Origin of the sequence: Virgibacillus sp. MG-45 (assembly GCF_036409425.1) — a bacterium.
Classification (GTDB): domain Bacteria; phylum Bacillota; class Bacilli; order Bacillales; family Amphibacillaceae; genus LDC-1.
The window spans coordinates 58,800-71,374 of the sequence record NZ_JAXOFU010000008.1 but is presented as its reverse complement, the minus strand read 5'-3'; the positions used below and the strand labels follow the sequence as shown (position 1 = coordinate 71,374).

The 12,575-nt window shown below is 36.5% G+C and carries 12 protein-coding genes; 7 read left to right on the top strand and 5 right to left on the bottom strand.

The window, feature by feature from the left end:
• Nucleotides 1-1,092: a hypothetical protein gene (locus SPK86_RS10105; RefSeq protein ID WP_284139103.1), complete on the bottom strand. Its 1,092-nt coding sequence runs from the start codon at nt 1,090-1,092 to the stop codon at nt 1-3.
• Between the two features lie 180 nt (nt 1,093-1,272).
• Between SPK86_RS10105 and SPK86_RS10100 the strand changes: the two genes are divergently transcribed.
• The gene (locus SPK86_RS10100) at nt 1,273-2,562 is read left to right on the top strand and encodes a serine hydrolase (RefSeq protein ID WP_284139102.1); all 1,290 of its coding nucleotides are present in this window, start codon (nt 1,273-1,275) and stop codon (nt 2,560-2,562) included.
• 74 nt (nt 2,563-2,636) lie between these two features.
• On the opposite strand, the gene SPK86_RS10095 is transcribed toward SPK86_RS10100, so the two are convergent.
• From SPK86_RS10095 to cbpA, 3 genes are all read right to left on the bottom strand, one after another.
• Nucleotides 2,637-4,391, bottom strand: a complete 1,755-nt coding sequence (locus SPK86_RS10095; protein WP_284139101.1) for a methyl-accepting chemotaxis protein — start codon at nt 4,389-4,391, stop codon at nt 2,637-2,639.
• A gap of 315 nt (nt 4,392-4,706) precedes the next feature.
• The gene (locus SPK86_RS10090; RefSeq protein WP_284139100.1) at nt 4,707-5,480 is read right to left on the bottom strand and encodes a class I SAM-dependent methyltransferase; all 774 of its coding nucleotides are present in this window, start codon (nt 5,478-5,480) and stop codon (nt 4,707-4,709) included.
• A gap of 339 nt (nt 5,481-5,819) precedes the next feature.
• Nucleotides 5,820-6,449 (bottom strand): cyclic di-AMP binding protein CbpA, encoded by a 630-nt coding sequence (gene cbpA / locus SPK86_RS10085; protein ID WP_284139099.1) that lies wholly within the window; start codon nt 6,447-6,449, stop codon nt 5,820-5,822.
• Nucleotides 6,450-6,687: 238 nt separating this feature from the next.
• Between cbpA and SPK86_RS10080 the strand changes: the two genes are divergently transcribed.
• The 4 genes from SPK86_RS10080 to SPK86_RS10065 all read left to right on the top strand — a co-directional run bounded on the left by SPK86_RS10080 (nt 6,688) and on the right by SPK86_RS10065 (nt 10,160).
• The gene (locus SPK86_RS10080; RefSeq protein ID WP_284139098.1) at nt 6,688-7,080 is read left to right on the top strand and encodes a ribonuclease HI family protein; all 393 of its coding nucleotides are present in this window, start codon (nt 6,688-6,690) and stop codon (nt 7,078-7,080) included.
• A gap of 177 nt (nt 7,081-7,257) precedes the next feature.
• On the top strand, nt 7,258-7,479 hold the full coding sequence (locus tag SPK86_RS10075; protein WP_284139097.1) for a heavy-metal-associated domain-containing protein: 222 nt from the start codon (nt 7,258-7,260) through the stop codon (nt 7,477-7,479).
• A gap of 51 nt (nt 7,480-7,530) precedes the next feature.
• Nucleotides 7,531-9,405, top strand: a complete 1,875-nt coding sequence (locus SPK86_RS10070; RefSeq protein WP_330949287.1) for a heavy metal translocating P-type ATPase — start codon at nt 7,531-7,533, stop codon at nt 9,403-9,405.
• 59 nt (nt 9,406-9,464) lie between these two features.
• Entirely contained in the window at nt 9,465-10,160 is a 696-nt protein-coding gene (locus SPK86_RS10065) for a Crp/Fnr family transcriptional regulator (RefSeq protein ID WP_284139096.1), read from the top strand.
• A gap of 237 nt (nt 10,161-10,397) precedes the next feature.
• Here SPK86_RS10065 and SPK86_RS10060 read toward each other — a convergent pair whose 3' ends face one another.
• The gene (locus SPK86_RS10060; RefSeq protein WP_330949286.1) at nt 10,398-11,570 is read right to left on the bottom strand and encodes a hydroxymethylglutaryl-CoA synthase; all 1,173 of its coding nucleotides are present in this window, start codon (nt 11,568-11,570) and stop codon (nt 10,398-10,400) included.
• Between the two features lie 376 nt (nt 11,571-11,946).
• Between SPK86_RS10060 and SPK86_RS10055 the strand changes: the two genes are divergently transcribed.
• The gene (locus SPK86_RS10055; protein WP_330949285.1) at nt 11,947-12,240 is read left to right on the top strand and encodes a hypothetical protein; all 294 of its coding nucleotides are present in this window, start codon (nt 11,947-11,949) and stop codon (nt 12,238-12,240) included.
• An 86-nt stretch (nt 12,241-12,326) separates the two neighbouring features.
• Entirely contained in the window at nt 12,327-12,551 is a 225-nt protein-coding gene (locus tag SPK86_RS10050) for a hypothetical protein (protein ID WP_330949284.1), read from the top strand.
• Nucleotides 12,552-12,575 lie beyond the last annotated feature (24 nt).

The following is a 12,575-nucleotide window of genomic DNA, read 5'->3' as shown; positions in this document are numbered from 1 at the left end:
TTATTCTCGTATATTTTTTTTAATGTAATCGGAAAGTCCAGCATCGGTTTCCTTTTTCATATTCATTTGTTGTACCCATGCGTGAGGTAATACGATTTTTTCTTCTAATTTTTTTGCTAAGGAGATTGCGTTCATACAATTGGCATATCCCGTATTTGCTATAATTAACAATCCGGTTGCAAGACATTCAGTTGGAACAGTAATAGCCGTTGTTTGACACATGTTCGCTACTCGAACTAAATATTTTCCATTTTGATCGAATATCTCCTTGCCAACCGTTCCAAAGGTGGACGGCATCGTTTCTCCATAACCATAAACATCAATTGGACCTTCACATGTAACAATTAAGTCAACGTTTAAACGTTGAAATGCCTCTTGAATAACGGCAATGCCCTTTTCTCTATATTCCATCCCTTGCATATCCATTTCGATAATAGAATAGTCGTTCGGATCTAGCATTGATAAATAATGGGATACCTTCTCATACATATCAACCCGATCAGGAGAAATAACAGTTCCTTTTTTAGGGATTGCAATTGTTAATCGCTCCCTTTGTGGGATATTAAAGCTTCTTTCTGATAGTTTCTCTATCACATCGACGACTTGCTGCATTTTTTTTGCTATAACTCCAACACTTCCAACAAAATTAATTCCATCCGTGGAGGTTTTGTTTTTCTCAAGCTGCATCCCAATCCCAGCACCTATCATTGCTGGTAGCTGACAGCTTATAGCAGGTGCCAGCACGGAGCCTCCTCCATCCGTTCCAATTGCAAAGTCAGTAATGCCTTTTATAATATTGATTGGTCCTCCACTCGTCGAACCAGTCATTAATCGATATGTAACTGGATTATGGATATCTGTATCTATTGCCCTTCCATTGCTTGCTGCTTTATCAATTGTTAACCACTGCCAATCATCTATGCTTAAAAGCTTATCGAGTAATGCATGTGGAAATTGATTCGTATCCTTTATTCCAAAATATAAGGTAGTATCGTCCTGTGACAATTGCTTCTTTATAGATGGATTTAAAGCTACTACTGACCTTCCTATTTCCTTCTCTGCATTGATTAGTCTTTGCTTGAAATTCCCCATGCTCCAATACCTCTCTTCGGAATTAATAAAAGCATATGAAAAGCCCGGACTTTTAACCCATAGACAATATACAAAATATCGTATATTGTAATTATAACGCTTTCATTACTAGATAGCAATGAAAGTTTAAAAATCGATGGATCTTTTTACCATCAAATACACTTTAGGAGGCTGTTTTAAATGAGGAAGAAAAGCTTTATCACATTAATTCTTATTCTATGCTTTGCACTCTTTTCAACACCTTTTTCATCCTTTGCAGCAACAAATAACGGTAAGCTCAGTTATGGAACATCAAAAAAAGTTGGACTTAGTGAAACAAAACTAAAGGAAATTGATACAATTGTCCTTCAAGCAATAAACAATGGAATAACACCAGGGGCTGTTGTGTTAATTTCGAAGGATAATAAAATCATAAAAGAAAGCGCTTACGGTTATGCAGAAAAGTATGATATGGGTAATTTATTAGATAAACCTACTAAAATGACTAAAAAGACTTTATTTGATTTAGCATCTGTCACGAAGGTAATGGCAACAACACAAGGAATTATGAAACTTGCATCGGAAAATAAGCTATCCATCGAGGATAAAGTAAGTGATATCATTCCTGCGTTTGCACAAAACGGAAAAGAAGACATTACCATTGCCGACTTATTATCGCATACTTCAGGATTAACACCTTGGCAGCCTACTTATTTACATGCTGACACACCTGAGGAAGTTCTCGATTATATTAATGAGCTTCCACTTGAATATGAAACAGGTACAGATCGACGGTACAGTGACTTTAGCTTTATGACACTCGCATTTATTATCGAAGAAGTAACAGGACAAGCATTTGATGAATATCTAGAGCAAAGTATTTATACTCCTTTACAGATGCAAGATACGATGTTCAATCCAAATAGCAAAACAAAAAAACGGATTGCTGCTACATCCTGGGGGAATCCATTTGAATACAAAATGATTGACGATCCTAATTTTGGTTATTACGTGGAAGAGGATGCAGATTCTTTCACAAGATGGAGAGACTATACACTACGTGGTGAAGTAAATGATGGAAATAGCTTTTATGCTAATCAAGGCGTAGCTGGACATGCAGGCTTATTTTCAACCGCTAAAGATCTTGCCATTCTTGGGCAAGCAATGTTAAACAATGGAACTTATGGTAAAGTAAAGCTATATGACGAAGAAACGATAGACCAATTCACTTCTCCATACCTTTTTGGGCAGGGGCTTGGCTGGGAGCTAAATAAAAGCTGGTACATGGGTGATTTACATTCACCAAGAGCTTTCGGTCATACTGGATTTACCGGCACACAAATTATCGTAGATCCTACCTATAACCTACAAATTATAATATTAACGAATAAACAGAACAATGGTCCTCTAGCAAGTGGCTCTTATGCTAGTACGGGAACATTATCTAAACAAATCGCAAATAAAGTATACGAAGCAATGCAAGCATATTAATTCGTAATGAAAAGGAAGCATCTAATATGCTTCCTTTTCCTCTTTCCATAAAAGTAGAAATAAAAGAAATAGATTTAAATTTTAAATTGCTTCACCAGTTCGTTTAACTCTTCTGCAAGATTTGCTAATGCATTTGAGCTAGCCGCAACCTCTTCCATCGAGCTACTCGTTTGCTGAGAGGATGCAGACGTTTCTTCAATACCTGCAGCAGATTCTTCAGAGATTGCAGCGATATCCTCAATGGAGCGATTCATTTGCTCACTTTCTTCTACAATCTGTGCTAGACTACTTGATACCGCCTCAATACTTTTAACAACATCTGTAACCGCCGCATCAATAGAACGGAACCTTTCACCTGTCTCCTGAATTTGCTCAGAGCCTAATGCAACCTCTTGATAACCATCCTTCAAAGAAACAGTAACTGCTCCAGATTCTTGCTGAATATTTGTGACGATTGAAGTTATATCGGTAACAGATTCAGCTACTTGCTCTGCTAGTTTTCTAACTTCATCTGCAACAACAGCAAAGCCCTTTCCATGCTCCCCTGCTCTAGCCGCTTCAATTGCAGCGTTTAGTGCCAGCAGATTTGTTTGCTCTGCAATATCCTTTATAACAAGGACTAACTTAGATATTTCTTGTGTTTGTTGATCTAAACCACTTACCTTTTGCACCGCTTCATCAACTATATGATCAATTTTCTCCATCTGTTTCATGGAGGTTGTCATGAACTGACTTCCTTCTTGCGTCATACTTGAAATCTTCCTCGAAGCTCGTTCAATATGATTTCCACTTGTATTTGCTTGTTCGAGCTGGACAGCAAAGCCTTGCATTGCAGCAGATAGTCCGCTTGCACTATTCGCTTGATTTTCTGATCCATTTGCTAATTCCTGCATCGTAATGGCAACCTGCTCTGACCCAGCTTTTACTTCATTTGCCGACTGAGTGAGTGCGCCACTTTGATTATTCAGTTTTTGTGAAGCACTCATCACATTACTCACAAGTGCTCGCAGCTGTTTTTGCATATGGTTCATAGACGCTGCAAGCTCTGCAGTTTCGTCCTTTGAGTTAACGACGATTTCTTCTTGACTTAAGTTGCCTTCAGCAAGATAGTTCATTTGCTTGGAAACTCGTCGAATTGGTGTGGCTAGTTTCGAAGCTAGAACCCAAACAAGCCCTACTCCAATAACTAATGTAACCCCCATTACGATTAAAATCATTCCAAGAAGCTCTGATGCAGGTTTATTAAAGTCCATCATGTACGTTCCCGCTACAATCACCCATCCCCAATCTGGATTCAATTTGGAATAGGCTGCTTTTCGTTCAATGATATTTTCATCATTTGGTAATGGCCAATGAAAATAAGTTAACCCCCCGCCGTTTTGGGCAGTCTTAATAATTTCCTGTGTGGACATAAATCCTTTTGCATCCGGATTATCCCAGTTGTTCTTTCCTTCCACGTTTGGATGTGCTACTTGATTTCCTTTTTCATCTAAAATAAAAAGATAGCCATGCTCCCCGATATCAATCGCTTTGTTAATCGGTCGTGTTCCATCTGACTGCTTCTCCCCTAAAAGTGCAACCTTTACTTTTTCCTGTGCTTCTTGAAGTGATATATTTCCTTTTGTTACTTCACTATCTAGCGTATCAATCATTTCGAGTGTAAGCTCTACACTGTTTTTTAGATTGGTAACACCGATTTCATTTAAGCTTGTTAAGCTTTTGTTGTACGTTACGAATCCTAATACAATCATCGGAATTGCTAAAATTAAAATTGCAGCGATAATGAGTTTTACCTTAATCGAATGAATATCAAGCTTCAACTTTTTCATGATTTACACCTTCCTGGATGCTGTATTTAAGCCAAGTCACATGTGTATAAAAGGTCTTCTATAAAGTGGAGAGCAGAACAAGATGATACGCACCTTGGCTTTTGTTTTTTCTTATCACTTTTCTGCTATCTATGTTAATTATCGCCAGCATTGGAAAGGACTTAAGGAGAAGCACTGATTTTTAATGAAATTTTAATGTCTCATAAATTATGTGCATGCTACACCTTATCTAAAAAATTGCTAAAAATTATACAACTTTACCAACAATAAAAAAGAGCATTCGCGAATCAGGAATGCCCACAGATTTTTCTAAAGTTATTTTTTTCTTGCTGTCCATATTGTCCACCTATCTTTTTCCACTATTTTCTTACTAGAATCTAACACCGTATCAATATGAAAGATGAGCTGCGCTAATTCTTCGTCCGTCAATTCATGGAGAATACTTCGACCCGTTCTTGCAAGTAAGTCCATTTTTAACTGATCATTATTTTCATAAACTGCTCTCGTTTCCCATTGTGACACTTCTTCTATCTCGATAAAGCCCGATTCTTCTAATGCCTGAATCACATCTATTGAACGATGCCTACGAGAGCGTTCGAACGCAGCTAATCTTGGAAAGCAATCGAAAAAATATCCTCGAATATGATTCTCACTTCCCTCTAGCAAACAATCTTCAAGCGTGCGATCCTGAATAATAAAGAACCCTTCTTTTTGCAAGATTCGATTAACTTCACTAAAACCTTTATTCAAATCATCAATATGATGAATCAATGCCCTTTCGAGTACCAATTCATAGCTGTTACTAGCCAATCCTGTTTCGAGGGCATTCCCATGCTTTAAAATAATGTTGTCATGATTCCTACAATTGTAGCTTGCTCCTTCGAGAATTTGCTCTGAAAAATCGACTCCAGTTATTAAATTTATCCCCATGTCTGATAAAGCCTTCGCATAGATTCCTCCCCCACAACCAATATCTACAGCATTCGTTATACGGTTAATTGGAATGAGATCTTGTATAACTTTAATCCACGATTGATCAGCATTACGTGTCGTATAGGTTGATTTATTCCTTTTATCATGAAAATCCATGCGCTTATCCACCCCTTTCTGAAATTGCCCTACCATCCTTAATATAAACGACATTCCCTACTAGGAATAATATGGATTTAAAATAGCTTTTGATAAAAATTAATTATTATTATTTTGAACGACCCTTGCTTTTAGCATTTACGTACTTTAAGAATTGAAAGCAATATCATGAAAAATACATTTTAATATACTTATCTAGCACACTTGTTCCACCAAAATCATCCACGCAAAAGAAAAAAGAGGATATTAGCCAAAGTAATAAACTAATTATCCTCTTTACTTCTGTTTGCCTCATCAGGCTTACGTTAATAAACCTCATGCATTTTATTCAATTACATGCTAACTCAGCTTTTCAATATCCGTAACTGTAAAATTGTTTCGATCTAAGTCAGCTTCAATTTTCTTCGCCATTTCTTCCGTTACTTCTTTTGGTAAAACGATACAAACTCTGCGAACATATTTCGAATTGTTATTTAAGGAAATAACACTTTGCACATTACAGTATTTGTTAATGATTTTCAGCATTTTACGAAGTACACCAGCATATTCAATCGTACCAATCGTTAATGAATAGCTGCCATTATGCACGCCCCAGGCATTTTCTAGTACTTGAATAACATTTCCATTTGTAAGTATACCTAGGAAATCCTTTTCTTCATTTACTACCGCAAGATAAGGCAGTTGCTTAATCGTAGAGAACACTTTAAAAAATGGGTCATCTTCCTTCACAAATCCAATTTCCCGATCAGATACGAGCTGTGCAACAGCATCATCTAAGGAATGCTCTTTTTCATACTTTAATAAATCGACCTTATAAATATTTCCGACATATTTTTCCCCAGACTCATCCAAAACCGGGATACAGCGATAGCCTGAGTCCGCAAGCTTTGTCATGACATCCTTCATGCTAGTATTCTCTGTTACGTAGACAACATCCTTCTTATTTACATAATCGTTACTTACAAGCATGTTTTCTGCCTCCTCTATGCCCTGGAGAATAATCTCACAGAGCTCTTTCCTCTATTTTCGTCTATTCTCAATTTTATTTCAATAGTGAAAAGAATAGAACATTGAAATTATAGCGAAAAAGAAGTTGGTTAGATAATGAAGAAACCGTCTTTCACGAATTAAATTACAATAAGACATATGCTATAGTTTATAGAGAACTATCAAAATGCGAATGCTAAATTAAAAGGACGGATTGTTAATGATCGAAGTATATACAGACGGGGCAACGAATGGTAATCCTGGTCAAAGCGGAGCAGGGATTTATATAAAAAGGAATGGTGAATCGTATGAATATGCGCTTCCTTTAGGGGAGCTAACAAATCATGAAGCAGAGTTCCAAGCAGTATTAGAAGCATTACTCCTTTGCAAACGCGATTTCCCTGATGAAATCCTTTCTTTTCGATCTGATTCAAAGGTAGTCGTCGATACGATCGAAAAGGATTATACAAAGAACAAAACCTTTTTACCCTACTTAGAAAAAATAAAGCTAGAAATAGCTGCTTTTCCATATTTTTTTATAAAGTGGATTCCGGAAAAACAAAACAAACATGCAGATCAATTAGCTAGAAAAGCGCTACATATGAATGAATAGTAAGCAAACTACTAACTGCTACATTAAGTAACTAATAAGCTATGCTTTTTAGTTACTTTTTTTATTTACGATCAAGTAAATAAATTATTCTCCAATAGTAAATCTTGATGTAGATCAATTTTTAGCTGTTCTTATTCACCTATACTTTAGGTAACAAACAAAAAGGAGGTTTTTCAAGTGAAAACTGTCGCTTTTCAATTAGAGACACTTACTTGTCCAACCTGTATCAGAAAAATAGAAAAAACAGTAGAAAAAATTGACGGGGTAACTAAAGTAAACGTTCTATTTCAATCAAGTAAGGTGAAAATTGTTTTTGACGAAAGTAAAACGAATGCAGAATACTTAGCTTCTACACTCACAAAATTAGGTTATCCTATTCTAACAACTAATTTATTATAAAATTGCAGTCCTTCATTATTCTAGGAATGGCCATATTCGGAGGTGAACCATTTGATTTCCTACATTCATAACAATAGGACTAAATTAACGTTCATTTCATTACTGTTCATTATGTTTAGTTTTATTTTTAAATTAACAAATGATCAAACTTTGATAGATATAATGCTAATCATTGCTACTGTCATTGCTGGTATGCCCATTGCAATAAAAGCCTTTCAAGCATTATACATGAAAGCATTTAGCATTGAATTACTAGTAATGCTAGCTATCACTGGGGCGCTTTTTATTCAAGAATATGTTGAATCTGCTGTTGTGGCATTTCTTTTCTTATTTGGGGATTACTTAGAAGCTCGAACGTTAGCTAAAACAAGATCCTCTATAAAAGAATTAATGGATGCGGCTCCACAAAACGCCATTGTTATTCGCAATGATAAGCAGCAAACTGTAAGCTTAGAAGAAATTGAGGTTGGAGAACGTGTTATTATTCAAACAGGAGCAAAAATTCCCGTTGATGGAAAAGTAATAAAAGGAACTGCTTCTGTGAATGAGGCAACCATTACCGGAGAATCTATTCCAGCATCTAAGGTGATAAATGATTTTGTTTATACTGGTACACTTGTTGAACAAGGATATCTTGAAGTATTAGTTGAAAAAATTGGAAATGATACGACATTCGCTAAAATTATAGAGCTTGTAGAGGAAGCGCAGGAAGCAAAATCAAATACTGAAAAGTTTCTGGATAAATTTGCACGGTATTATACACCATCTGTGATTTTTCTATCCGTAATCGTATACTTTTTACTAAATGATTTGCATATAGCAATCACATTTTTAGTTATAGCCTGCCCTGGAGCACTCGTAATTGGTGCACCAGTATCTACTGTTGCTGGCATCGGAAATGGAGCTAAGCATGGAATATTAATCAAAGGCGGAGAAGTATTAGAAGCTTTCTCAAAAGTAAACACAATTGTATTCGATAAAACGGGAACATTGACTAAAGGGTCGCCGCAAGTTACTGCAATTAAAATATTTGATGAGACATATGATGAAGATGAACTAGTACAATTAGTTGGACAGGCAGAAACTATTTCTGAACATCACTTAGGAAAAGCAATTGTAAAGGAAGCTCAAGAACGAGATCTGAACATAAATCAACCAACTAGTGAAGGAGAAATTATTAAAGGCAAAGGGATTCAGGTGAAAGTGGAAGGGAAGCAACTAGTAATCGGAAATCGTAAGTTGCTTCAACAAGAAGAAATCACCCTTCCACAAGTTATTACGGCCTATGCTGAAAAACAAGAAAGATTAGGAAATACAGCCGTTTATGTTGCGATAGATGGAAAACCTATATGTATCATTTCTATCGCAGATCAAATTCGCACCGATACGATAGAGGCAATAAATGCTTTTCGCAAGAACGATGTGAAGCAACTAGTCATGCTTACAGGAGATAATAAATATACCGCTGAACTTATCGCAAACAAACTAAAACTCGATGATTATCAAGCAGAGTTACTACCACAAGAGAAAGTAGCTTATATTAAACAGACAAAGAACATAGGACAGATAACTGCAATGGTTGGTGATGGAATCAACGATGCACCCGCTATCGCAACTGCCGATATTGGTATAGCAATGGGAGATAGTGGAACAGACATTTCCATGGACACTGCTGACATTGTGTTAATGGGAGGGCGCCTTATTCAACTTGTTCAAGCACATGCGCTTTCTAAGAAAACGATACGCAATATGAAACAAAATACTTTATTCTCAATGATTACTGTTTTTGTACTTCTAATAGGCGTGCTTTTCGACTACATTCATCTCGCCTCTGGAATGTTTATTCACGAAGCGAGTGTGTTGCTTGTCATCTTAAATGGGATGAGACTATTGAAATACAAAACGACGGAAATAAATAGTAACTAAAAATGGTAATTGTTCCATGTAAATAATAGAATAATATTATGTAGGTAAGGAGGGATATCTTGAAAAAAAATGAGGCAGTTTCATCCTGTTCTATTGATAAAAAACGAGGATGTGTATCAAGCGTTCCCATATTTAATCATCTAACTAATGATCAAATGAAAGAAATAGAGGCAGTTGTCAATGCTGTAACCTATCAAAAAGGACACACAATTTATCGAGCGGGTGAGTGTGCAGATACTCTATATATTGTAAATGAAGGGAGAATACGAATATATCGACTTTCAGAAGCAGGAAAGGAGCAGCTCGTTCGAATTATACATGCTGGTGAATTTTCTGGCGAGCTTTCCATTTTTAAGGATACAGTGCATGAATCGTACGCAGAAGCGATGGATAATGTGACAATATGTAAAATAAGTCGTTCTTCATTTCAGAAATTATTATTAAAATTCCCATCTATCTCATTAAAGCTATTAGAAGAATTCGCCAATAGACTTGAGCAATCTGAAGTCCAGACTACCCGTTTTGCAACTGAATCAGTCGAAAGTCGTATTGCGTTATATCTCGTTGAAATTAGTTCCAATGATACAAATGAAGTAATTTTACCAATGAGTCACAAAGATTTAGCTTCTTATCTCGGAACAACACCTGAGACTGTAAGTAGAGTGTTTCATACATTACAATCTAAAGGATATATTAAAAAGATCTCTCCAAAACGATTTATGATATTGGATATAGATGGATTAACACAAGCTTGAAGCTTTCTAGCTAAAGGATAGCAATACATTTAGAATAGAGGGTTTTTATCTTTAATCCCTAGCACCACTGTAATAAAATCATGTTGTACTCATCCCCTCTCCTTTTCCTTTTGTCTCGCAGCTATAGGTTATCAATAAGAGAGAAATGAGTGTTTTATGTACCATCTTTATGTCTTACCTATGACCTGATAAGCCCACAATTAATATAGAGCAAAAAAAGCAGGAGATTCCTGCTTTTTATTGCTGCTTATTCACATAGTTTCTTTGGTGATCCGATATTCCCGCTAGACAGATTGTTGCTGGATCTTGGCTAATATCTAATTCTACAGTTGAGCCATCCGTTGGCAAGCTTTCCTGAAAAATAGCTTCATATTCTGCTACACTAACTTCTTTTCTAGCTTGAAACTGTGCAGCATGCTCTGCAACAAACAAATGCTCGCGATACCCTGGCTGTAAGATTCCGGAGAAGAATTCACCAACTGCTCCTGAACCATAGCTGTACATACCAAATCTTGCACCTTCCTGTAAATCTTCTTTTTGCTCTAACAAGGAAAGTAAGCTTAAGTATAGAGAGCCCGTGTATATATTACCTACATTTCGATTATATAACGTACTTGTTTTATAGTTGGTTAAAAGACGTTCCTGTTCTTTTTCTGAAGCTTCTTCCAGGATTGTTTTTAATGCTTTAAAGCCCATTTTCGTATATGGTAAATGGAAGCAAATCGCTTCATAATCTGCTAACTGCAAGCCTGTTTTTTCCTTATATTGCTCCCAAACCTTTGCAAAAAAGTGAATATATTGCTCATTAGAAAACTTTCCGTCTACATAAGCTGTTTCCGAGTAAACTGGTCGCCAAAAATCCATAATATCTGAGGTGAAATATGCACTTTCATCCTCAAGCACCATAACACTTGGATTAGCGCTAATCACTAATGCTACAGCACCTGCTCCCTGTGTTGCTTCTCCACCAGTGCGTAATCCATAACGCGCAATGTCAGATCCGAGCACCAGCACACGGCTCTCTGGATGAAGCGCAATATGACCTTTGGCCAGTTGGATTGCCGCAGTGGCACCATAGCATGCTTGTTTTATTTCCATCGCTCGCGCCTCTGAACGAAGCCCTAATAATTGATGAACATAGACAGCACCAGACTTGGAATGATCAATACCTGATTCTGTACCAAAAATAACGAGGTCAATCTTGGCTTTGTCCTCCTCATCTATTATCTGCAAAGCTGCATTTGCCGCTAAAGAGATAGGGTCTTGTGTAATCGGAGCAATCGCCATCTGACTTTGTCCAATTCCAATGGTAAACTTTTCTGGCTCGACATCTCGAGCAACTGCTAGCTTGTTCATGTCAACATATAAATGAGGGGTGTAAAATCCAATTTTATCAATTCCTATTTTCACACGAATTCTCCTTTGTCTGTCATGATGATCTAACATTACCGATAGGAAACTTACAGCGTTGGATGAAAAAAATTACGATTCTAGCTTTGTACAATCCCCAACAAACATTATCGTATCCTATTTTTTGTTATCCATTTCACAATGATATATTACCGTTAACTCGTCCGAAGAGCAAGAAAACGAACCTTAAAAAATAAACTTTTTTTAAGGAGTGTTTCACTAGAATATTTTGATTAGAATTGTAATCGTGCTTCTTCTATTACAAAAGAAGTTTATCTCATTCTATTACCTGAGAACCAATATTGGAACAATATGGTTATCCCATATAATAGTACCCAACTAAGATTACTTATTCAGAAGAAAAAGGAGGAAGTCTATGTTCAAACGAAAGCCATTATTGATCGTTGCTCTTATTTCTTTTATTTTTTTCAGCTATGGGTGCTCACAGCAAACAGAGGGAGTTATATTATCCAAGGACTCAAACTCTGAGTATGTAAAAACATTTAACGATCTAAGCTTAGGAACAATACTAGATTTCAACATCCAGATTCCAAATGAAGACGAGCGCTGGTTTACATTATGGGTTGAAAAGTATGAAAATGGACAAAAAATCTCGAAACCATTATCCGAACTATCCTTTCCAAATAATCCGAATGAGGAGGTGGATTAGTCAATACGAATGGAGATTATCCGTTTGCCTTTCTTTATGGATTCGGGAGCGCTGCACAGTCATTCGGCATCGATAAAGAAATGAAGATGGACTCTTCTAGTACTAGTAGTTGGCAGTCTGTCATGGAAGATGATGAAAAGATAGAAATCAAATTATATGAACCAACGCTACTTGGTGTGTATATAGAAACGACGAGTAATAGCATTAGAATACCAGATTTGACGGACGAAGCAGACGTAGAACAACTAACCAGTGAATATGAAACCATTCTTTTACTAAAGGTAAAGGTGGAAGAAAGAACAGAAAATTAAAATCTGAATAAAAGCATCCGTTTA